Source organism: Agrobacterium sp. ICMP 6402 (assembly GCF_009498615.1).
GTDB classification, from domain to species: domain Bacteria; phylum Pseudomonadota; class Alphaproteobacteria; order Rhizobiales; family Rhizobiaceae; genus Agrobacterium; species Agrobacterium burrii.
The window spans coordinates 39,629-61,505 of record NZ_QSNV01000010.1 but is presented as its reverse complement, the minus strand read 5'-3'; the positions used below and the strand labels follow the sequence as shown (position 1 = coordinate 61,505).

Here is a 21,877-nt window from a genome sequence, read left to right as displayed (position 1 = left end):
GAGCATTCAGGCGTCTTTGAAATCCCCTTTACCGCGCGCGGGAATATTCGATCATCCGCGCCCGGCTTGACACCAGCTCGATCCGGTCGTCACCCAGCCGGTTGAGGCAGACGCGCTTCGTCCACGGCCCATCGGTGAGCGTGAAGAGGAAGCGACCGTTGCCCAACGCCTTCAACGGCATGCTGCGGCGTGTGGGGCCGATGCCCATCGTCAGCGACGAGCCGCTGATCGAAAATTCCGCCCCCTCATCCGAACGCCACAAGCCCGAAAGGTCATTCGGCACGGCATGCTCACCGACGAGCAGGAAGCGGCGGGCGGCGTGGCCGGCATCGCCGACAATGGCCTCACCGTCTAGCCTGAGGCGCATCGGCGAGGATGCGGAGCGGGAAGAGACCCAGCCATCGACATCTTCATAAAGCGTGTCGTCGCCATCGATGAAGGTCGATGTGCTGCCCTTGATCTCCAGCCACCATGGACCGCTTTCGGTGACATAGAGGCCTTCCGGCAGGCTGGCAGCGGGTTTGGGCAAAGGCAGGCCGGTCAAAGCCGCCATGCTTTCCAGCGCGATCTTGAAGCCGTTGGTATCCTCGCGGTTCGACACCACGACGAAACCCGTGTCGTTTTGTGGATCAAGCAGGAAATAAGTCTTGTAGCCGGGATGCGAACCGCCATGGCCGACGAAGCGCCTGTCGCCGAGATGCGACCAGCGCAAGCCCAAGCCATATTCGCTCATCCGTCCATCCGCGAGAGGTCGTTCGGTAGAAAGCGCGTCCAGAACGCCGGCAAAGCTGCCCTCGCCCCGCATCAGGCCCTGCAGCCAGCGGGTCAGCGCTTCGGCACTGCCGGCAAGGCTGCCGGAAGCGGAAATATGCAGGCCGGCCGCCGAAAGCTGCCAGTTGTCTTCGGACTTCCAATAACCGGGCGCCAGACCGTCGACAGGATCGTTCCAGACATCCGGCGCCTTCAGAAACACACCAAAGGGACCGGCAATCTGCGTCTGCACGAAATCATCGAAGCGGAAACCGCAGCGCTCCAGCGCCGCTTCCACCAGACGGTAACCGGTATTGGAATAGGACACCTCGCTGCCGGCCGAAAAATTCAGCCGGGTCAGTCGCGACAGGTAATCGAGAAGCGGGCCGGCCTTCGTTTCGGTATAGACGGAAAGGCCAAGCAGCGACAAGCATTCGCGCGTATCCGGCAACCCGCCGCTCATGTCCAGCGCCTGCCCGACCGTGACATCACGCAGCGGCGATTGCAGCTCCGGCAGATGTTTGCCGAGTGGGTCGTCAAGGCCGATCAGGTCGGAATGGGCGAGCACCATGGCGCAGAAAGCATGTTTGGTGACGGAGGCATACCGCACCACGCTCTGCGGCGTGAAGGGCGCGAAGGTCGAAAGACTTTCGACACCGCCCGCATGGGCGAACCGGATGCCATCGAGATCAAAACCGATGACCGCCCCGCCCGGCTCGTTGTCCGCCCATTGCGAGACGAAGCTCTCTGAAAGGGTTGAAGCGGCGTTCCAGTCGAATTGCTGTGGCATTGTTCGGTCTCGTGTCTTGTGGTCTTTGCAGAAAGCCTCGGCATCGCCGCTTGTTTCTTCTCCCCGCCGGGGAGAAGGTGGCCCGAAGGGTCGGATGAGGGGGCAACGTTACCGGATTTCGGAGAGTTTGCCCCCTCATCCCGCTGCCGCGGACTTCTCCCCGGCGGGGAGAAGAAGCGAGCGGCACCCGCTCGATCCATGGGCAACCTCAGTTAGGCGGCCAGCCCTCAGGCCGGTTCTTCCAGCCGGATGCTCAAACTACGCAGCTCTTCCGTATGCGGATGTGTCGTGCGGCCCTCGCGCAGATCGCCGGCACTCAGCTGCTCCACCATGTCGCCGTTCAGCATCACGCCAACCTGCGGGCAAAGATGCGCAATGACCGCGAGATTGTGGCTGACGAGAATATAGGTGAGGTTGCGCGCCGCGCGCAGGTCCTGCAACAGGTTCAAGATTTCCGCCTGCACCGAGACATCGAGCGCCGAAGTCGGCTCATCGAGCAGCAGCACCTGCGGATCGGCGATCAGCGCACGGGCAATCGCCACGCGCTGGCGCTGGCCGCCCGAAAGCTGGTGCGGAAAACGGAAGCGCACCGCCTGCGGCAGGGCCACGTCGGACAAAGCTTGCTGGATGCGTTTTTCGATATTGTCCATGCCATGCACCAGCGGCAATTCGCTGAGAATGCGGTCGATGGTCTGGCGCGGATGCAGCGACCCATAGGGGTCCTGAAACACCATTTGCACCTGCCGGAAGAAATCAGGCGTGCGCTTCAGCGGTGCATCCTTTCCGGCAAAGGCGATGCGGCCTTCCCAGCTTTCGTTCAGACCGGCCATGGCGCGCAGGATGGTGGATTTGCCCGAACCGCTTTCCCCGACGATGCCGAAGCTGCCGCCCTTCTCTACCGAAAAGGAAACTCCCTTCACCACTTCGCGGTCGCCGAACTTGATACGGAGGTTTTCGACGTCGATCATTGGCTGGACCACGCTGCATCACGGTTGAGAACGGGAAGACGCTCGCGCGGATGCGTCAGCGAGGGAATGCAGTTCAGAAGTCCCTTCGTATAGGGATGTTCGGCTTTCAGGAGTTCGGAAGCCTTCAGCTCCTCCATCACCCGGCCGGAATACATGACGGCCACGCGATCGCAGAAATGCGAAACGAGCGGCAGATCGTGGCTGATGAGGATGAGGCCCATGCCGCGTTCCGACACCAGCTCCTCGATCAGCCGTAGGATTTCCGCCTGCACCGTGGCGTCGAGCGCGCTGGTCGGTTCGTCAGCGATCAAAAGCTCCGGATCAGGCGCGAGCATCATGGCGATCATCACGCGCTGACCCATGCCGCCGGAAACCTCATGGGCGTAGGACGAAGCGACCTGGCGCGGGTTGCGGATTTTCACCTGATCAAGCAGGGCGATTGCCGCTTCCATGGCCGCACGCTTGCTGCCGCCCTTATGGGCGCGCCAGGCTTCCGCGATCTGCGCACCCATGGTCTTCACCGGGTTCAGCGAATATTTCGGGTCCTGCAGAATGAAACCGGCCCGCTTGCCACGGATCTGGCGCATCTGCTTTTCACTGGCGGACAGCACGTCGATACCGTCGAAGGCGAGCTTGTCGGCGCGGATATCCGCATTGGAAGGCAGAAGCTTCATCAGCGCCCGCGCCGTCAGGCTCTTGCCCGAACCGGATTCGCCGACAATGCCGAGCTTTTCGGTGCCGAGCTTCATGGAGACACCACGCACCGCCTCGAAACGGCTGGTGCGGGTCTGGAAAGCGATCTTCAGATTTTCGATTTCGACCAGCATGGCTCAATGTCCCTTCGGGTCGAGAACGTCACGCAGGCCATCGCCAAGGAAGTTGAAGGCGAGCGAAACGAGGAAGATGGCGATGCCGGGAATGGTGGCGACCCACCATTGCTCGAAGATGAAGCGCTTGGCGGTGGCAATCATCGCGCCCCATTCCGGCGAAGGCGGCTGTGCACCCATGCCGAGGAAGCCGAGGCTGGCGGCGGTGATGATGATTGAGCTCATGTCGAGCGTGATGCGAACGATGAGGCTCGGCACGCAGAGCGGCGCGATATGCCGGGCGATGATGCGCCAGGCGGAAGCGCCGGTCAGCCTATAGGCCGCGACGAAGTCGCTGCCGCGCACCGTCATGGTCTCGGCGCGCGCCAGACGCGCATAGGGCGGCCATGCGGTAAGCGCGATGGCGAGAATGGCGCTTTCAACGCCGGGCTTCAGCGCCGCGACGAAGGCGAGCGCCAGAATGAGGCGCGGGAAGGCCAGAAACACATCCGTCACCCGCATCAACACCGTATCGACGATACCGCCAAAATAACCGGCGATGCAGCCGATGGCGAGACCGATGGGTGCGACAAGAACGACGACGGCAATGACCATGCCGAGCGTGACGCGGCCGCCATAGAGAATACGCGAGAGAATGTCGCGGCCCAGCTCATCCGTGCCGAACCAGTGTTCGGCATTTGGAAACGCTAAGCGATTGCCGAGATTCTGCGTTGCCGGATCATAGGGCGCGAGCAGCGGCGCCAGCAGCGACAGCGCGATGAAAAGGACGATGATGGTCAGGCCGATCACCGCCAGCGGATTGGACTTGAGGTTGAGCCAGATGCGATACCGGTTCCCCCAGGCAGCCTGTGTGCGGGAATGCGGCGTCTCGTCAAGCGCCCAGTTTCTGAAATTAGCTAACATCATCGAACGCGAGGATCCATAACTCTGTAAAGCACGTCTGCGAGCAGGTTGAGGGCGACATAGATGAAGCCGATCAACAGGGTTGCTCCGACGACCGGGTTCATGTCCGCGTTCATGAGCGAGACGGTGAGGTATTGGCCGAGGCCCGGCCAGCTGAAGACGGTTTCCGTCACCACGGCACCTTCGAGAAGGCCGGCATAGGTGAGCGCGATAACCGTGACGAGCTGCACGGCAACCGTTGGGAAGGCGTGTCCCCAGATGACGGTCATCGCCGACAGCCCCTTGGCGCGGGCGGTAATGACATATTCACCCTTCAGCGCATCGATCATGAAGGCGCGTGTCATGCGGGTGATATAGGCCATGCTGAAATAGGCAAGAATGCAGACCGGCTGCACCATATGGGCAACGGCGTCGTAAAACGCGCCCCAGTCGCCGGCAAGCAGGGTGTCGACCGTCATCAGGCCGGTAATCTGGGTGATCATGCCGTCATAGATGATGTCCTGCCGGCCCGGTCCGGGTGCGACGCCGAGCGTTGCGTAGAAGACCAGCAGCGAAATCAGCGCCAGCATGAAGACAGGGACAGAATGGCCGGCAAGGCAGACGACGCGGATGATCTGGTCCGTTACCTTGCCCTGCTTCACGGCGGCCCAGACGCCGAGCGGAATGCCGATAAGCGCTGCGAGAATAAGCGCTGCCGTGGCGAGTTCGAAGGTAGCAGGGAAAACACGCTTGATATCAATCCAGACCGGATTGCGGGTCAGGATGGAATTGCCGAAATCGCCGTGCAGGACCTGCGAGACATAGTGGAAGAACTGCACGACCAGCGGCTGGTCGAGGCCCATTTCGGCCCGCACGCGCACGATGACGTCTTCAGGCGCATTGTCGCCGACCGCCGCAATGACGGGATCGACGGGCATGACGCGCCCGATCATGAAGGTGATGACCATCAAACCGAACAGCGTCAGAATGACGCTGCCCAGTATCGACGATATGCTTTTGACGCGCTTGTTCAATGTCACGCTTTCTTCGCATCGTGGTAGGAATTGCCCTCGGACAGAACACCGAGTTCAAAGCCGGAAACGCCCTTACGGAAAGCGGCCGTCTTCGTGGTCTGGAACATGAACACGAACGGGCTGTTTTCCATGGATTCGCGCTGCAGGGCTTCATAAAGCTCCACGCGCTTTGCCGGGTCCTGCTCGTCGCGGGCAGCTTCCGCCTTGGCGGCAAAGTCGTCATTCTTGAAACGCGAACGCCACAGGAAGGGCTTCGACTTGGCGTCGTCGCCATTATCCTTGTTGATATTGAAGACATCAGCGTTGGAATGCGGATCGAAATAATCCGTACCCCATGCGGAGAGCGCCATCTGGTGTTCGCGCGCACGCATCTTGGTCAGAACCTGACGGTTTTCAGCCGATTGCAGACGCACCTTGATGCCGATATCGGCAAGATTGGCCTGAATGGCCTGCGCCAGATCCGGGTAAGGCTGGGCGGAATAGTGGTCCATGCTGATCTCGAAACCGTCGGCAAGACCGGCCTCGGCCATCAGCGCCTTGGCCTTTTCGACATCGCGCTGGTAGGGCGTATCGTTGACCGCACCGGGGAAACCTTCCGGCTCGAAGCTCTGGTGAACCTTGTGGGTCAGCGGCACGAGGTTTTCCTGCATGCCCTTATAGTCCAGCGCCCACTTGATCGCCTGCCAGACCTGCGGCTTGGCAAGGTTCTCATTGCCCTGATTAAGAGAGATCAGAACCAGCGAGGCGATGGATTTGCGCTCCAACTCGATATTGGCGTCGTCCTTGACGGTGCGCAGCTGTTCCGAGGTCAAGTCGCGGGCAATGTCGATATCGCCCTTCTGCAACATCAGAAGCTGGGAAGACGGATCGGTGACGTGGCGCAGCACGATGCGCTTGATATTGCCCTTGTAGGGACCGTTCGGATTGACGGTGAGCGCGACGCTTTCGCTCGGCTTCCAGGCCTGCAGCATGAAATCGCCGGAACCGGCGCTGTTCTTCTGCAGCCAGCCATTGCCGAGGTCTTCGCCCGATGCATTGGCGAGAACCGCCTTCTTTTCGACGATCGCACCGATATTGGCGGAGAGGCAATAAAGCAGGAAGGAGATGGCGGTCGGCTTTGCCGTCGTCAGCTTCACCGTCTTGTCGTCGGCGGCAACGATGGTCGTTTCGGCATTCTCAGGCGTGAAGCCGAACTGGCTGATGATGAAGGCCGGGCTCTTGTTCATCTTGATAGCGCGCTGCAGCGAGAAGGCGACGTCTTCCGCGGTCACTTTAGCACCGCTCGCGAAGGTCGCTTCGTCACCGATCACGAAGGTGAAAATCTTGCTGTCCGCATCGGCTTCCCAGGACTTTGCGATGACGGGATCAACCTTGGTGGAATCCTCACGATTGGCGCGCACCAGCTTCTGGTACATGTTGGAGATGATTTCACCGCCGACAGCCTCGAAACCTTCATGTGGGTCAAGGCTCGTCATATTGTCCAGCTGCTGGGCAACGACCAGAATATCCTTCGGTGTCGCGGCAAATGCCGGAATGCGCGCATAGGACAGGAACGGCACGGCAGCGCCAGCGATCAGCAGGTTGCGTCTTGAAATCATCGAAAATCCCCTTTCGGACCTTATTTTTCGGAAACGGTGTGGGCTTGCCCCAATCCAGTCATTTTTTTTATGTTTTCCCGCGATTAACACGAGCAAACGAGGCCCGACCAATTCCAAATTTGGCAGAGCCTATGCACGGATTGCATTTGCTCCGGCCTTGACCTTTCCTCTACCAATTTCCAAAAGTCTGAATAGGCGCGCATCCGCGCCCTCCCCCTATCCGAAGGTGAATGACCATGACCGATGAAAAAACCGTACCCGTCTTCGACGGCCACAACGATGTGCTTCTGCGGTTATGGCGATCGGGCAATGCCTCTCCCGAAACCCTCCTCATCGAGGGTGACACGGTTGGCCACATCGACCTGCCACGCGCCAGGAAGGGTGGGCTGGCCGGTGGCCTCTGCGCCATCTACGTGCCGTCGCCAAGCATGGAGAAGGACGCCAACGGCGATTTTTCGACACCGGCAGAAGCGGACGCGCTGAAGGCGACGCTCGCCATGGCCGGCCTGCTGTTCCGCGCCGAAAAACAATCCGCAGGCGCACTGAAGGTTTGCCGCACCGCCGCCGATATCCGCAGCGCCATGGCAGAGGGCGCTTTTGCTTCGGTTTTCCATATCGAGGGTGCGGAAGCGATCGGCGCTGATCTTGATGCACTGCACGTGCTCTACGAGGCGGGCCTTCGCACGCTCGGACCGGTCTGGAGCCGCCCGAACATTTTCGCTTATGGCGTTCCCTTCCGTTTCCCCTCGACGCCGGATATCGGCCCCGGCCTCACCGATGCCGGCAAGCGGCTGGTGAAGACCTGCAACGAACTGAAGATCATGGTCGACCTTTCGCACATGAATGAGCAGGGTTTCTGGGACATCGCCAGGATTTCAGACGCGCCGCTCGTCGCCTCTCATTCCAACGCCTATGCGCTGTGTAACCACAGCCGCAACCTGACGGATCGCCAGCTGGATGCCATCCGCGACACGGGTGGTCTTGCCGGCATCAATTTCGGCGTTTTGTTCCTGCGCCAGGACGGCGTAAAGAACCCGGATACCGATCTTGGCGAACTCGTCCGCCATGTGGACTATATCGTCAACCGCATCGGCATCGATCACGTGGCCCTCGGTTCGGATTTCGACGGCACCACCATTCCCGCCGCCATGAAGGATGCAGGCGATCTGCAATTGCTGGTCGAAGCCCTGCGCAAGGGCGGTTACGACAACGAGGCGCTTGCCAAGATCTGCCACGGCAACTGGGTCCGTGTGCTGGAAAAAACCTGGGGCGCGTAAGGCTCAGCGTAAAATCCATCTCCGGCGCAGAACGCCGGAGATATGAAGCGGCAGGCTCCTTAAGCCTTTGCCGCTTTTTTCTTGCCGCTCGCCCGGAAGGCCAGAAGCCCGGCAACCACACCGATCATCGCCCATTTCATCGGCAATACATCCGCCGTTTCACTGCGGATCGGCAACACGGTCACTGTGCCCGGACGGGATTCATAACCCATCTGCCCTTTTGCCTTGGCCTCCGCAATCTGCTGCGGCGAAACGACCCATTCGGCACCGCGCATCTTGTCCACGGCCATGTATCCGCCACCCGCCACGAGGGCGACGACGAGCGAAAGCGCTATTCTTGTAGGCGTGTTCATCTGCATCTCCTTCAATCAAAAGGAGCGTGTAATGGCATCAAACGCCACCACCAAGCAACCGCAGCGGTCAATTTGGTATGTTTCGCAACAATCCGGCAAATCATGCATTTCATAGTTGCATTTTTGCCCTCAGAATTGGCGAAATTCACCAACCAGCGGGCCAAACTCTACATCGACACTTCATGCTTTTCTGCTAATCACATTTCCTCAACCGAAACGAATTAGCGACACATTCCTGTGGTTCGCCAAGCTTGGGAACGGGCGCTGGATAAAGCAAATGGCAGACAAAAGCGAAATCACACAAACCGATGTCGCGGAATCCGCGGTTGAAAGCTTTATTGCCCGAAACCGCCCCTATCTGACTGCGATCGCCATCACGCTCGTCTTCGTGATGATGACCTTCGCCATCTATCACCTGACCTCCGAAGTGCGTTATGACGACGTCATCGACGCGCTGACGCAGACCTCGGCTTCGGCGGTTCTGCTTGCCATTTTCTTCACGGCGCTCAGTTTTCTGGCGCTGATACTCTACGATGCCAATGCAATCGAATATATCGGCCGCAAATTGCCGTTTCCGCCCATGGCAGCGACGGCTTTTGCCGCTTATGCCATCGGCAATACCGCCGGTTTCGGACCTTTGAGCGGTGGTGCAATCCGCTTTCGCGCCTATTCGCGGCTCGGGCTGTCGCCTGGTGAAATCGCCCGCGTCATCGCTTTCGTCACGCTGTCCTTCGGGCTTGGCCTGCTTTCGGTCAGCGCCGTCTCCACCTTCATCGTCGCACCGCGCATCGCTGCCATCATCGGGGTTGACGCGCTGTTCCTCCGCGGAGCGGCGCTCGCCGTGATCGCCGTCCTCGTTGTTGCCGCCTATATCGGGCGCAACGGTCACACGATCCGTCTTGGCGCATGGCGTCTTCGCCTTCCCGACAGCCGCACATCGTCGCGCCAGTTCCTCGTCTCGGCTTTCGATATCGCCGCCTCCGCCTCCGTGCTTTACGTGCTGCTGCCCGATACGCATCTCGGCTGGCCGACATTTTTCGCCATCTACGCCACGGCCGTCGGCCTTGGCGTCCTCAGCCATGTGCCGGCCGGTCTTGGCGTCTTTGAAACCGTGATGGTCGCAGGGCTTGGCAACGCCATCAGCGTCGACCAGCTGCTCGGCAGCCTCGTTCTATACCGCGTGATCTATCACGTCCTGCCGCTGGTGGTCGCCATTCTGGTGATGCTGGTCTCGGAGATGAAGCAGTTCGCCGCAAAGCCTGTTGTTTCCGATATCAGCCAGCTTGCCGTGCGGCTCGCGCCGCCGCTGCTATCCACCTTCGCGATGATCCTCGGCACCATGCTGATCTTCTCGAGCGTGACGCCGACGCCCGACAGCAATCTGGATTTCCTGTCCAATTTCGTGCCGCTGCCGATCATCGAGGCCGCGCATTTTCTCACCAGCATTCTCGGCCTTGTGCTCGTTGTCGCCTCACGTGGCCTCGGGCAGCGGCTTGATGGAGCCTGGTGGATTGCGCTGGTCGCCGCCTCGCTGGCGCTTGTTCTCTCCATCCTCAAGGCCATCGCCGTCTTTGAAGCCGCGATCCTCGGCGTCTTCATCATCGCACTCGCCGCCAATATGCGCAGCTTCAACCGCCATGCATCGCTGGTCAAACAGGCGCTCGGACCGAGCTGGCTCGCCGCCATGGCCGTTATCGTCGCCGGCGCGGCAACCATCCTGCTCTTTGTCTATCGCGATACGGATTACAGTCAGACCTTATGGTGGCAGTTCGAATTCTCCGAAGAAGCGCCGCGCGGTTTGCGCGCCCTTCTCGGTCTCGTGCTCGCCTCATCCACCATCGCCATCTTCAGCCTCATGCGGCCGGTGGCCTACAGGCCGGATGCGATCGAGCCCGAAGACGTGGTAAACGCAACCGGCATCGTCATGAAACAGGACGCCGCCGACGCCAACCTCGTGCGCATGGGCGACAAACACGTGATGTTCTCCGAGAGCGGCAACGCCTTCATCATGTACGGCATTCAAGGCCGTTCCTGGATCGCCTTTGCCGATCCGGTTGGTGACGAGGAGGATTTCCCCGATCTCGTCTGGCAATTTGTGGAAGCCGCCCGTTCGGCGGGAGCACGCGCCGCCTTTTATCAGATTTCGCCGTTCCTGCTTTCCCATTGCGCCGATGCCGGACTGCGCGCCTTCAAGCTCGGCGAACTGGCGCTGGTTGATCTCACCGCATTCGAACTGAAGGGCGGCAAGCTCGCCACCCTTCGCCAGTCCTTGAGCCGCGGCGCACGCGACGGGCTGACCTTCGAGGTTGTCGAACAATCGCAGGTGCCGGATATTCTCGATGAATTGAAACAGGTCTCCGATGGCTGGCTTGCGCATCACAATACGCGGGAAAAGCGCTTCTCGCTCGGTGCTTTCGAACCGGACTATATCCTGTCACAACCCGTTGCCATCCTGCGCAAGGATGGAAAGATTACCGCCTTCGCCAATCTGATGGTGACGGAAACGAAAAAGGAAGCCACCGTCGATCTCATGCGCTTTTCGGCGGATGCGCCGCGCGGCGCGATGGATTTCCTCTTCGTCAGTATCATGCAATATCTGCGTGAGGCGGGTTATGAGAGCTTCAATCTTGGCATGGCGCCCATGTCCGGCATGTCGAAGCGCGATGCAGCACCCGTCTGGGATCGCATCGGCAGCACGCTGTTCGAACACGGCGAACGCTTCTACAACTTCAAGGGCCTTCGTGCGTTCAAGACGAAGTTCCACCCGAAATGGGAACCGCGTTACCTTGCCGTTCAGAACGGCGCAGACGCCGCGCTGGCGCTGATGGATGCAACGGTTCTGATCAGCGGCGGCGTCAGAGGAGTGATCGGAAAATGAGAAAATCCACCACGATGAAGGCGGTCATCGCCGCTTCCGCCCTGTTCGCCTCTACCTCCGTTTTTGCGCAGGACAAGCCAGCCTATGAGACAGGCATGATCCCGGCCGAACACATCATGGTACCGGACGGCGATATTCTCGCCAGCGTCTTCCTGATTTCCGACGCGGACGGCTGGACCAGTGCCGACGAAGAGCGCGCCAAGGCGCTGGTTGCAAAGGGTGCCGCCGTGGTCGGCATCGACTTCAAGGAATATCTGAAGGCGCTCGAAGCCGATGACGACGACTGCATCTACATGATCTCGGACATCGAATCGCTGTCGCAGCAGATCCAGCGCACCGCCGGCACCAGCAGCTATCGCCAGCCCATTCTCACCGGCATCGGCAAGGGCGGAACGCTGGCGCTGGCGATGATCGCACAAAGCCCTGTCTCCACCGTCCGCGACGCTCTCGCCGTCGACCCCAAGGCTGGCCTGCCGCTTGAGAAAATCCTCTGCACCCCCGCCACCAAGGACAAGGTGGATGGCGAAACGGTCTATGGCCTGACCGATGGTCCACTGCCCGCGCCCGTCAACGTGCTGTTTACGCCCGCGGCGGACCAGAAGGGCCGCGACCACGTCAACGCACTCGTCAAGCTGCATCCCGATATTGACGTGACGGATGTGACCGACAAGGCGGACGACATCCTGACACAGACCCTGTCCGACCAGATCGACGCCGCCGGCGACACCGACAGCCCGCTCGGCCTACCGATCAAGGTTCTGGAAACCAGCCCTGTCATGGACACCATGGCGGTGATCTATTCCGGCGACGGCGGCTGGCGTGATCTTGACGAGGAAGTGGGCGGCGCGCTGCAGAAACAGGGTATTCCCGTGATCGGCGTCGATGCCCTGCGTTATTTCTGGAAAGAAAAGCAGCCCCAGGAAGTGGCAAGCGACCTTGGCCGCATCATAGACACCTATCGCAAGCAGTGGAAGGTTCGCAACGTTGTGCTGATCGGCTATTCCTTCGGTGCCGACATCATTCCTGCAACCTACAATCTTCTGCCGGAACGCGCAAAATCCCACGTCGTGCAGCTCTCCCTGCTGGGTCTGTCGACGGAAGTGGATTTCGAAATTTCCGTTCAGGGCTGGCTCGGCGTGGCTGGCGAAGGCAAGGGCGGCAAGACGGTGGATGACATCGCCAAGATCGATCCGAAGCTGGTTCAGTGCGTATATGGCACGGAGGAGGAGGAGGAAGACCCCTGCCCCGGCCTGAAGGCGAAGGGTGTGGAAACGATCGCCATTGAAGGCGGCCACCATTTCGACGAAGACTATGAGGCGCTTGCAAAGCGGATTGTGACATCGCTGAAGACCCGCCTGCCTAAATAGAGTATTTTGACCTGAGGGGCTTCGGGAAAATTTCCGAAGCTCCGAACATGAATTTGCAGGCTCCCTCCCCGGAAACATCATCTCCCGCAGCCTTCAGCCCCGGTTGAATGACCGGCGGCAGTTCGAAACCCGTCTTCGATCGCCACCCACGCTTGCGGAATCGATTAAATTATTATTCAAAAGAACCCGGCCGGCGGCGAATGTTCATGGCGTTTCCTCAACCATGCTTCTGTTGATTGCCAACCATTGATTTTATATTTTCGGACCGGTTCAGGGAGCCGCCGTATGCCCGCCTTAAAGCGCAAGACAAAAACACCCGTCCTCGTGGAACGCATCGACCAGTTCGTCGCTGGCGTCAGAGAGGCGATGAAAAGCAGCGACGCTGTGCGGAACAAAAAAATCCGCGATCTGTGGGACGCGGAGGTCCGCTACCATTTCGACAATGGCCGCACCGAAAAGACGCTCGAACTCTACATCATGAAATATAGGTATGCCCTGAAGGCCGAATTCGGCCCAAAGAGCACACCGCTTGCCATCTGCAACATGAAAAAACTGCGCGAACGGCTGAATACCTATATCGAACGGGCCGACTATCCGAAAACCGGCGTGGCGACATCCATCGTCGAAAAAATCGAACGGGCGGAATTCAACACCGCGGGACGAAAGCCCACGGTTCTTCTACGTATCGCGGATTTCATTGCAGCGATGAATGGTGTGGCCAAGAAAGATGAAATGCAGGCCCTGTGGAACGCTGAGCTTGGCACCATGAAGGACAGGGCGCAGACGACGATCATCTCCTACATTACCAAATACCGTAACGCCATTCGCGAGGCCTTCGGTGATGAGCATCCGATGCTGAAGATCGCAACCGGCGATGCGGCGATGTATGACGACGCCCGCCGGGTGAAGATGGAGAAGATCGCCACCAAGCATGGTGCGCTGATCACCTTCGACAACTACCGGCAGGTTCTGAAGATTTGCACCGACGCTCTCCAGTCCAATGACCCGCTGATGATCGGCATCGGCCTGATCGGCATGACGGGACGGCGTCCCTACGAAGTCTTCACCCAGGCCGAGTTTTCCCCCGCCCCCTATGGCAAGGGTGTTTCCAAATGGAGCATCCTGTTCAACGGCCAGGCCAAGACGAAACAGGGAGAAGGAACGAAATTCGGTATTACCTACGAAATCCCGGTCCTTGCCCGTTCCGCCACCATTCTCTCCGCCTATGAACGGCTGCGCGCTAGCGGGCAGGGAAAACTGTGGCACGGCATGTCGATCGACGATTTTTCATCGGAAACCCGTCTATTGCTTCGGGATACGGTTTTTAACCTGTTTGAGGATTTCTGGCCGAAGGAAGAACTTCCCAAGCCCTATGGCCTGCGGCACCTCTATGCCGAAGTCGCCTATCACAATTTCGCCCCGCCCCACGTCACCAAGAATAGCTATTTCGCTGCCATTCTGGGGCACAATAACAACGACCTCGAAACCTCGTTGTCCTACATGACCTACACGCTGCCCGAAGATCGCGACGATGCGCTGGCGCGCGCCAAGCGCACGAATGAGCGGACACTGCAGCAAATGGCGAGCATCACGCCTGTCTCCGGCAAAAAGCCCTAAGGCAGCCGCAGCCGCTCCCGTCCAAAAACTGGCACATCTTGAAACTGCCCAGAAACTGCGGCGGCGCATTTCCGCATACCGCTTTGGGCTGCCTGTTGGCCATGTGCAGCTTTTATCTGCGCGAAAACCCTAAGAGACAACATCAAGAAAAATTCGTCTTATCAGAATATAAATTTCTAATTTAAAAAATATAAAATACTTAACATAAATACAATTTCAACAAATACAGTCTCGCACAAGACAATACTGCGATAATTCAATTATAGTATTTGTTCACACATAGATTTCGGCAACAATTTTCCCGGAGGCACATGGTGCTGCCCGCATACACGACTTATGCCCTCTATAATCGTGACCTCGGCCTGTCGCTGAAACGTGTCGCGAATGACCCCGTCATATCGCGGGACGCCAGATATTATGCGGACAATATCGGCAAGGTTAAAAACCTCGACGAGTTTCTGAAGGACTACAAACTCTATTCCTACGCCATGAAAGCGTTTGGGCTGGAAGACATGACTTACGCCACCGCCTTCATGAAGAAGGTGCTGGAAAGTGACCTCAACGACCCGAACAGTTTCGCCAACAAGATGAAGGACACCCGCTACCGCGATTTCGCGGCAGCGTTCGATTTCGGCAATATCAAAGCGGAAAAAGCGGTTCAGACCGAATCCCAGCAGGACCGGCTGGTTGCCGCGTATAGCAGCACGATCGAGCAACGAAACGAGGAACTGAAGGAGGAAACGCGATATTACAACATCCTCATCGACAAGGTCGGTCATTTGGATGACATATTCAAAAACACGCGGCTTCGGGACTATGTTTTCAAATCTTTCGGCATCGATGCCCAGAGCTTCAGCTACAAGCATCTCAAAGATGTTCTGACCAGCGATATCAGCAGTGCCGATAGCTACGTCAACAAGACCTACGAACCGCTGGTCAATGAGTGGCAGTTAAAAACGGCAGGTCTGCGAATTGAGCGGGACAATATTCCCACCACCGACAAGCCGGCGCGCGACAAGGTCCAATATCTGATCGACCAGTACAATAAACGCATCGCAGATGCCTATAAATTGTTCGAAATGGCGGCGGCGTTCAACTTCCGCGACGATGGCGCCGTCGATACCGGCACGCCAGCGCAGACGACGGCCCAGAAACGGCTGATCAACGAAACCTACGTTCTTTCTAGCCCGCGCCTGACGCAGGCCGGCGCGATTCTTAATCGTGATTTCTTCGTGGACAAGATCAAGAGCGTCACCGATGCAGGGCAGATGACCAGCAATGGCCGCCTGAGAGAAATGTTGATCGTCGCCTTTAATCTGCTCGACAACGTCGACATCGACAAGAAAATCCAGTGGGCCCTTCGCCAAAATCCTGAGGACGCGCAAAGCCCGCTTTATCAGGAGAAGGACAAAGGCCTCATCGACTTGGCAAAAGCTTTCAATTTCGGTGACGACGGCAAAGTCGCGCCTGGAAAGGCAGTGCAGACCGATGTGCAGCTTAGCACGATGATGAACTTTTACTTTAGCCGCTACGATGACGACGACGTGGCCGACGACGAAAGGCTAATCAAGGACTACAAACGCTATATCGGCCTGACGAAAAACCTGGAGGACTTTCTGTCGAATGCGCCGGCCGCAGTCACGGTTCGCAATTTCGCGCTGAAGGCGTTCAATATCAGCACGGAGGAAGCCTCGACCTTCAAATTGAAAAAAGCCCTCACAAGCGATCTGTCAGACCCGAAAAGCTATGTTCGCAGCTTGAACGATGACAGGTTCGTGCGGCTGGCAAAGGCATATAATTTCGATTCAGAAGGCAAAATCGGCTCACCGCGCCTTGCCCAGGCGGAAAACGAGATCACCCGCATTTCACGCCGTTATCTCACCGAAGTCACCCGTTGGGACAAGGACAAGAAAGTCAGGGAGAAGGGAGAGAAGGAAGTCTCCTACTATCGCGAGAAAATGGAGACGCTGGAAACAGTCGATCAATTGCTTGCCGACCGCCGCCTGCTCGATTTCATGTTGGTTGCCCAACGCATCGACCCCAAATCGGTGACCACCGATTATCTGAAGAAGATTTTCAAGTCCGACCTTAAAGACCCCAAAAGCTTTGCCAACACCGAAAAAGATACCCGCTTTCGCGCGCTTGCCGGTTCTTTCAACTTTGATACCAAGGGAAATATCCGCGCGACAACCGGCCAGACGATCCAGAATACCCGCAGCCTGATGGAAACGCGCGACAACTATGTGCGCCAGACGCTGGAGGAGCGGGCGGGAGAGGAAAACTCCGGTGTCCGACTGGCGCTCTATTTCAAGCGAATGGCCGGCGGCATTTCCAATCCTTACGACATCCTCGCCGACAATGCGCTGGCGGAATTCACCCGCACCGCCCTTGGAATGCCTGCCGAAACGGCAAATTCCAAAGTGGATGTGCAGGCAAAGATGATCGAGAAGAGGCTGAAGATGAAAGACCTGCAGGACCCTGCAAAGGTCGAAAAGCTGGTCAGCCGCTTTCTGGTGATGTTCGAAGCGAACAGCGCCGAATCCGATCCGCGTATGGCTTTGTTCAGCAATAACGGCGGGATCAGCGGCAATACGCTTGCGACCCTCGCACAACTCCGCAGCGGTCGCAGAAGCTAGATCATTCGTTGCAGTGAGAATTCAGAACCGTGTCGTCGCTGAATGCATGAGGCATCAGCCATTCTGCTGGCCGCAGGTTTCACCCGGCGGCCAGCACCTCGTTCATCAAACCCGCTCGTCACCCGAGGTGCGGTAAAGCAGCGTCATCACGGTCAGCATCAGGCCAACCAACGCGACCGAACCGAAAATGTAGAAATTCCACTCGGGAGCCAGCCCCCGTTGCAGCACGAGGCCGCCGATCATCGGGCCGGCGATGCCACCGAGACGACCAACCGCCAGCGAAAAGCCGAGACCCGTGCCGCGAATATGGACGGGGTAAAGCCTTCCGACCAAAACATTGGCAAGGATCTGGGTTCCAATCGTTCCGGCACCGGCAAGGGCGACGAAGACATACAGCAGCGGCCCTTTGTTTGCCGTCAGAGCCCAGATAGAGGCCGCACCGATGGCAAACAGCACCGCCACCACCACCTTGACGTTGCCCTTATCGGCAAACCGCCCGCCAATGAGAATGCCGATAGCGGCGCCGACATTGAGCATGATCGAGAAGCTGAGCGCCGAACTGATATCATAACCCATCTTGTTCATGATGGTCGGCAACCAGTTGACCATGCCGAAGGTCAGAAGCAGCGAGCAGAAGTGAATGCCCCAGGCATTCAGCGTCGAAAGCAGCCGGCCTTCCGAAAACAGCGCGCCGACACCACCCTTTTGAATTTTGGCGTGCGGCACGATGCGTTGCAGGCCATAAGTGTCGCAAATACCGTCCGCTTCCGCTTGCCGGCCCTTGCTTGCCAGCCATTCCGGCGATTCCGGCAGGAAGCGCATGAATAGCGGCAAAAGAATAAGCGGCAGACCGCCGATCAGCATCAAGGGCCGCCAGCCATAGGTTTCCAGCAGAAGGATGCCCATCAGGCCGGAGATGATGCCGCCGATAAGATAGCCGAGGAAAGACAGGGAATTCGCCTGCGCCTTGCGTTTGGGCGGCGAAAATTCCAGCACCAGCGCGGTCACTGTCGGCAAAAGCGCGCCAAGCCCGAGACCAGCGAGGAAGCGCGTGATTTCAAAAGCCAGAAAGTTCGGCGTCATGGCCGAGGCGATCATCATAGCCGAAAATACGGCAAGGCTGATGAGCACGACCTTGCGGCGGCCGATACGGTCGGCCATGGTGCCGGCAAACAGAGCGCCCAGCAGCATTCCCACCAGCGTCAGCGCCGCAGCGCGACCGACCATGGCAGGATTGAGCGCCCATGCGCCCTCTTTCAGCAGCGCCGGCGCAACCGCGCCATAAACGACCAGATCGTAACCGTCGAACATGATCATCAGACCACATGTCGCGATGACGCCAGCCGGGTTTTTCGTCCGCACTGAGGCGGCGCTCATATAATTCGTGGACATCTTCCTCCCTTTCACGCCTGAACGCGCTATCCGGAATGGATTGCGTCTCCCGTTCCTGGCGATAGCTCCGCGAGTGCCCGGCCTGCTCCACCCTGATATGTGTCCCGCTCCTGTCAAGACACATATCGCCGATATCACCCGTCTTCGATTAAGCATTGCATTTGCAAAAATTGCAAATGCAATATTGATCATTGTCAGGCCCCAGGACCCGACAGAAATGTCAGTCAGGCTTCAGCCCGGGAACCCTCGACAGTGTCGGCGTCCAGCGCAGGATACGAACGCGCTTGTAGACGCCGTGAATGACAAATGGATCGGCATCGCTGAAGGCAATCATATCTTCAATGCAATGGGCTTCGGCGATGACGAGTGCAGCTGATGACCCGCTGCTTTCCGCCTGCATGGGGCCGGACGCCAGAATTCTGAACCCCAGGGGCGCGGTCTCCTCACTGCGCAAATAGGCCTTGTGAGCATCCATCTGCACCTTCCGCTGCTCCGCGGCAGCGGGGTCGCTTTCGGCAAAACGCACATAGAGGCCGGGACGGTCGCTGCCGCCACTCATCGGGCCAGCACGAAATCATGGTTCACCGACCAGAACCAGTCGCCGATGAAACCCAGTTGCCGGGCCTTTTCCGCATCCTCCACCCGCTGGAAATCGGCCAGCAGGCTCTCCTTCACACCGAACACCGCATCCGAACGGATATAGGGATCATCCGGATCGAAAATATGCGTGACGAGCGTGCCAAAACCTTCTGCCGAAACGATATAATGCAGATGCGCCGGCCGATAAGGATGACGCCCCGTGGCCCGCAGCAATCGCCCGACCGGGCCGTCATCCGGTATCGGATAATATTTGGGTTTCGTCGCCCGGAACCAGTAGCGCCCGTCCTCGCCGGTGACGAAAACACCGCGCAGATTGAAATCGGGCTGAATGCCCTTCTGCTGCACGTCGTAGAAGCCCTCGTCATTGGCCTGCCAGACATCGATGCGCGCACCGGCAACCGGTGCGCCTTCGGTATCGAGAATACGGCCGGTCACCAGCATATCCTCGCCCTTGCCATCTAGGCAGATATTGGCGCCCATCGGCATTTCCGGCGCATCGGCCACATGGAAAGGCCCAAGAACGGTGGATTCCGACGCGCCGCTCGGTTTGCGGTGATTGATGGCGTCGACCAGCATGGAAACGCCGAGAATATCGGAGAACAGAATCCACTCCTGCCGCCATTCATTGCAGATCTGGCCAACCTCGGTGAGAAAATGGATCGCCTTCATCCACTCTTCCTCGGTCGGCTCGATTTCCTTCACCGCCTCGTGCAGCTTGCGCGTAACGACGGCCATGATCTCCTTCAGGCGCGGATCGTTACAGTCGCGCATGCGGGCAATCACGGTTTCAGCCGAACGCTCCTCAACGAAATAGCCATCATCGCTGGTCATCTTCGTATCCATCATGTCTTCCTCCCATCACTCCGGCCTCGCGCCCTCAAAGGCGCGCTGCAACAGGTCGCGGATCGCAGTTTTTTCGATTGGCCGCGGGCACCAATAGGGATTGGCTGTCGCCAGCTCGGCCATGGGATCGAGATCGCTCCGCTGCACACCAAGCGCTGCGAGGCTTGATGGCGCACCAAGTCGGGCAGCAAAATCGAAAAGCCCTGCCCCGGCCTTCCCACCGACAAGTGCGGCAAGCGGCGCGAGCAGATCGGGCACCGCTTGCTCCACATAAGCGATGGTATGCGGCAAAAGCACCGCATGGGTTTCCGCATGCGGCAGATCAAGACTGCCGCCAAGGGTGTGGCAAAGCTTGTGATGCAACGACATGCCGACAGCGCCGAGCACCGTGCCGCACAGCCATGCGCCATAAAGTGCCGTCTCGCGCGCCGCGATATCCTGCGGCTCGGCCTTCACACGGGCAAGCGCTTCGACCATTGCCCGCAATCCCTCCACCGCCATCAGGCTGGCGATGGGGTTTCGATCCTGGGCATAAAGCGCCTCGGCTGCATGGGCCATGGCGTTCAGCCCGCTCGTCATGCTGATGGCCACGGGCAGCCCGAGCGTCAGTTCCGCATCGTAGATCACTACCTCAGGCAGGATTTCCGGGCCGCGCATGGTGGTCTTCACCCCATTTTCCGTCTGGCCGAGAATGGGCGTCACCTCCGAGCCGGCATAGGTCGTCGGAATGACGATCTGCGCCGCATTGGTGCGCAGCGCAATGGCCTTGCCGAGACCGGTGGTCGAACCGCCGCCCAGCGCCACGACACAATCCGCATTGGCGGCGCGATAATCTTCAACCGCCCTTTTCGTCACCTCAACCGGCGTGTGCATGGCAGCCTCGGAGAAGACGCCAACCGCGAGACTACCGAGCCGGGCAGCCAGCGCTTCCGCATCCGCCTTCTGCTGTGGCGTCGAGAGCACCAGCGCCCGCGACAGGCCAAGGCGGCGGATTTCCTCCGCCATCCCCACTGAGCTTCCCGCGCCGAAAACGATGCGGGCCGGCGCTGCCATGTAGACGAAGGGCTGCATGGCTCAAGCCCCGTCGAGATTGAACAGGCGGCGCGCATTGGTGCGGCCGATCTTCACCCGGTCGGCCTCGGCGATGCTCGTGGCGTTGAACCAGTCGGAGGCATGGTCGATATTCTCGAAGGGCCAGTCGGTGGAAAACAGGATACGGTCCGCCCCAACTTCCAGAATGGCGTCGATCAGCGTCTGGGTTCGGAAATTACCCGAGGTGGTGATGTGGAAATTCTCGTTGAAATAATCCATGAAACGGCGCTTGGCCGGATAACGCGGCGGCAGTTTCACCCAGGCATTGCGGTGATCGATGCGCCACATCATGTAGGGCAGCCCCTCGCCCATATGGCCGAGAATGATGTTGAGGCGCGGATGCTCGTCGAACAGGCCGGACGCCATGAGACGCAGCGCGTGTACCGCCGTTTCCTGCGCAAAGGCCCAGGTGGGGCCAAGCAGCCAGGGGTGGCCCTCATAGATGCGCGAATCCTGCGGCAGCGGATTGCGCGGATGCAGGTAAAACGGCACGCCGAGCTTTTCGACCTCACCCCAGAAGGGGCGATATTGCGGCAGGTCGTAATAAAGCGGCGTCTGGCCGTCGCCCTCCTGGCTGAAACCGTTGACGAGCGCACCGACGAAACCGAGATCGTTGATGCAGCGCTGAAGTTCCTCGGTCGCCGCATCCGGATCCTGCAAAGGTAAAGCGGCAAAGCCAAGGAAACGATCCGGTCGCTTGGCGCATTCTTCGGCAAGCACGTCATTGGCCCGCCGGGCAATCTCGATCGCCTTCTTCTTATCCGGAATAGCCTGCACCGCCGGCGCATTCAGCGACAGGATCATGGTCTCGATACCATGCGCATCCATCAGCTTCAGGCGCGTATCCTGAATATCGAGCAGTCGATGCTGCAGTTCCGTCCAGTAGTCACCGGGCACAAACCCGGCCGAATCCTGAAGTGTCTCCGGGATTGCGAAATGCTCCTCGAGAGCGACCTTGCCTTGCATGTTGTTT

Annotated in this window: 17 protein-coding genes; 5 read left to right on the top strand and 12 right to left on the bottom strand. The window is 58.9% G+C overall.

Annotated elements, in window-relative coordinates; translation table 11 throughout:
• Positions 1–28: 28 nt before the first annotated feature.
• From DXT96_RS21720 to DXT96_RS21695, 6 genes are all read right to left on the bottom strand, one after another.
• Complete coding sequence (locus tag DXT96_RS21720; RefSeq protein ID WP_153516442.1) at positions 29–1,540, bottom strand: serine hydrolase; 1,512 nt, start codon at positions 1,538–1,540, stop codon at positions 29–31.
• A gap of 227 nt (positions 1,541–1,767) precedes the next feature.
• Positions 1,768–2,508, bottom strand: a complete 741-nt coding sequence (locus tag DXT96_RS21715; RefSeq protein ID WP_149899810.1) for an ABC transporter ATP-binding protein — start codon at positions 2,506–2,508, stop codon at positions 1,768–1,770.
• Complete coding sequence (locus DXT96_RS21710; protein WP_006312136.1) at positions 2,505–3,335, bottom strand: ABC transporter ATP-binding protein; 831 nt, start codon at positions 3,333–3,335, stop codon at positions 2,505–2,507. The genes DXT96_RS21715 and DXT96_RS21710 overlap by 4 nt, the downstream gene beginning before the upstream one ends.
• Before the next feature lie 3 nt (positions 3,336–3,338).
• Entirely contained in the window at positions 3,339–4,241 is a 903-nt protein-coding gene (gene nikC / locus DXT96_RS21705; protein WP_080807181.1) for a nickel transporter permease, read from the bottom strand.
• On the bottom strand, positions 4,238–5,251 hold the full coding sequence (locus DXT96_RS21700; protein ID WP_153516539.1) for an ABC transporter permease: 1,014 nt from the start codon (positions 5,249–5,251) through the stop codon (positions 4,238–4,240). The genes nikC and DXT96_RS21700 overlap by 4 nt, the downstream gene beginning before the upstream one ends.
• A 2-nt stretch (positions 5,252–5,253) precedes the next feature.
• Complete coding sequence (locus DXT96_RS21695) at positions 5,254–6,849, bottom strand: ABC transporter substrate-binding protein (RefSeq protein WP_153516441.1); 1,596 nt, start codon at positions 6,847–6,849, stop codon at positions 5,254–5,256.
• A gap of 236 nt (positions 6,850–7,085) precedes the next feature.
• On the opposite strand from DXT96_RS21695, the gene DXT96_RS21690 reads away from it, so the two are divergent.
• A complete protein-coding gene (locus DXT96_RS21690) occupies positions 7,086–8,126 on the top strand; it encodes a dipeptidase (protein ID WP_153516440.1) in 1,041 nt (346 codons plus the stop codon).
• 59 nt (positions 8,127–8,185) lie between these two features.
• Here DXT96_RS21690 and DXT96_RS21685 read toward each other — a convergent pair whose 3' ends face one another.
• The gene (locus tag DXT96_RS21685) at positions 8,186–8,479 is read right to left on the bottom strand and encodes a hypothetical protein (protein ID WP_142840594.1); all 294 of its coding nucleotides are present in this window, start codon (positions 8,477–8,479) and stop codon (positions 8,186–8,188) included.
• A 277-nt stretch (positions 8,480–8,756) separates the two neighbouring features.
• Here DXT96_RS21685 and mprF point away from each other — a divergent pair, with 277 nt between their 5' ends.
• The 4 genes from mprF (at position 8,757) to DXT96_RS21665 (ending at position 16,977) form a co-directional block, all read left to right on the top strand.
• Positions 8,757–11,357 (top strand): bifunctional lysylphosphatidylglycerol flippase/synthetase MprF, encoded by a 2,601-nt coding sequence (gene mprF, locus DXT96_RS21680; protein ID WP_149899805.1) that lies wholly within the window; start codon positions 8,757–8,759, stop codon positions 11,355–11,357.
• Positions 11,354–12,724 (top strand): virulence factor, encoded by a 1,371-nt coding sequence (locus DXT96_RS21675; RefSeq protein ID WP_153516439.1) that lies wholly within the window; start codon positions 11,354–11,356, stop codon positions 12,722–12,724. The genes mprF and DXT96_RS21675 overlap by 4 nt, the downstream gene beginning before the upstream one ends.
• Before the next feature lie 285 nt (positions 12,725–13,009).
• On the top strand, positions 13,010–14,341 hold the full coding sequence (locus DXT96_RS21670; protein WP_153516438.1) for a telomere resolvase: 1,332 nt from the start codon (positions 13,010–13,012) through the stop codon (positions 14,339–14,341).
• Positions 14,342–14,652: 311 nt separating this feature from the next.
• Entirely contained in the window at positions 14,653–16,977 is a 2,325-nt protein-coding gene (locus DXT96_RS21665) for a DUF1217 domain-containing protein (protein ID WP_153516437.1), read from the top strand.
• Between the two features lie 105 nt (positions 16,978–17,082).
• Here the strand turns inward: DXT96_RS21665 and DXT96_RS21660 are convergent, their stop codons facing one another.
• The 5 genes from DXT96_RS21660 to tsdA all read right to left on the bottom strand — a co-directional run bounded on the left by DXT96_RS21660 (position 17,083) and on the right by tsdA (position 21,870).
• Entirely contained in the window at positions 17,083–18,369 is a 1,287-nt protein-coding gene (locus tag DXT96_RS21660; RefSeq protein ID WP_153516436.1) for an aromatic acid/H+ symport family MFS transporter, read from the bottom strand.
• Between the two features lie 220 nt (positions 18,370–18,589).
• Positions 18,590–18,928: a YciI family protein gene (locus tag DXT96_RS21655; RefSeq protein ID WP_153516435.1), complete on the bottom strand. Its 339-nt coding sequence runs from the start codon at positions 18,926–18,928 to the stop codon at positions 18,590–18,592.
• Positions 18,925–19,812: a hydroxyquinol 1,2-dioxygenase gene (graB, locus tag DXT96_RS21650; protein WP_153516538.1), complete on the bottom strand. Its 888-nt coding sequence runs from the start codon at positions 19,810–19,812 to the stop codon at positions 18,925–18,927. The genes DXT96_RS21655 and graB overlap by 4 nt, the downstream gene beginning before the upstream one ends.
• A gap of 15 nt (positions 19,813–19,827) precedes the next feature.
• On the bottom strand, positions 19,828–20,883 hold the full coding sequence (locus DXT96_RS21645; RefSeq protein ID WP_153516434.1) for a maleylacetate reductase: 1,056 nt from the start codon (positions 20,881–20,883) through the stop codon (positions 19,828–19,830).
• Positions 20,884–20,886: 3 nt separating this feature from the next.
• A complete protein-coding gene (gene tsdA, locus DXT96_RS21640; protein WP_153516433.1) occupies positions 20,887–21,870 on the bottom strand; it encodes a gamma-resorcylate decarboxylase in 984 nt (327 codons plus the stop codon).
• Positions 21,871–21,877 lie beyond the last annotated feature (7 nt).

Excerpts from the sequence above, each read along its gene's own strand:
- DXT96_RS21720 (WP_153516442.1), bottom strand. The coding sequence starts at position 1,540 with ATGCCACAGCAATTCGACTGGAACGCCGCTTCAACCCTTTCAGAGAGC.
- DXT96_RS21715 (WP_149899810.1), bottom strand. The coding sequence starts at position 2,508 with ATGATCGACGTCGAAAACCTCCGTATCAAGTTCGGCGACCGCGAAGTG.
- DXT96_RS21710 (WP_006312136.1), bottom strand. The coding sequence starts at position 3,335 with ATGCTGGTCGAAATCGAAAATCTGAAGATCGCTTTCCAGACCCGCACC.
- nikC (WP_080807181.1), bottom strand. The coding sequence starts at position 4,241 with ATGATGTTAGCTAATTTCAGAAACTGGGCGCTTGACGAGACGCCGCAT.
- DXT96_RS21695 (WP_153516441.1), bottom strand. The coding sequence starts at position 6,849 with ATGATTTCAAGACGCAACCTGCTGATCGCTGGCGCTGCCGTGCCGTTC.
- DXT96_RS21690 (WP_153516440.1), top strand. The coding sequence starts at position 7,086 with ATGACCGATGAAAAAACCGTACCCGTCTTCGACGGCCACAACGATGTG.
- DXT96_RS21685 (WP_142840594.1), bottom strand. The coding sequence starts at position 8,479 with ATGAACACGCCTACAAGAATAGCGCTTTCGCTCGTCGTCGCCCTCGTG.
- mprF (WP_149899805.1), top strand. The coding sequence starts at position 8,757 with ATGGCAGACAAAAGCGAAATCACACAAACCGATGTCGCGGAATCCGCG.
- DXT96_RS21675 (WP_153516439.1), top strand. The coding sequence starts at position 11,354 with ATGAGAAAATCCACCACGATGAAGGCGGTCATCGCCGCTTCCGCCCTG.
- DXT96_RS21670 (WP_153516438.1), top strand. The coding sequence starts at position 13,010 with ATGCCCGCCTTAAAGCGCAAGACAAAAACACCCGTCCTCGTGGAACGC.
- DXT96_RS21665 (WP_153516437.1), top strand. The coding sequence starts at position 14,653 with ATGGTGCTGCCCGCATACACGACTTATGCCCTCTATAATCGTGACCTC.
- DXT96_RS21660 (WP_153516436.1), bottom strand. The coding sequence starts at position 18,369 with ATGTCCACGAATTATATGAGCGCCGCCTCAGTGCGGACGAAAAACCCG.
- DXT96_RS21655 (WP_153516435.1), bottom strand. The coding sequence starts at position 18,928 with ATGAGTGGCGGCAGCGACCGTCCCGGCCTCTATGTGCGTTTTGCCGAA.
- graB (WP_153516538.1), bottom strand. The coding sequence starts at position 19,812 with ATGGATACGAAGATGACCAGCGATGATGGCTATTTCGTTGAGGAGCGT.
- DXT96_RS21645 (WP_153516434.1), bottom strand. The coding sequence starts at position 20,883 with ATGCAGCCCTTCGTCTACATGGCAGCGCCGGCCCGCATCGTTTTCGGC.
- tsdA (WP_153516433.1), bottom strand. The coding sequence starts at position 21,870 with ATGCAAGGCAAGGTCGCTCTCGAGGAGCATTTCGCAATCCCGGAGACA.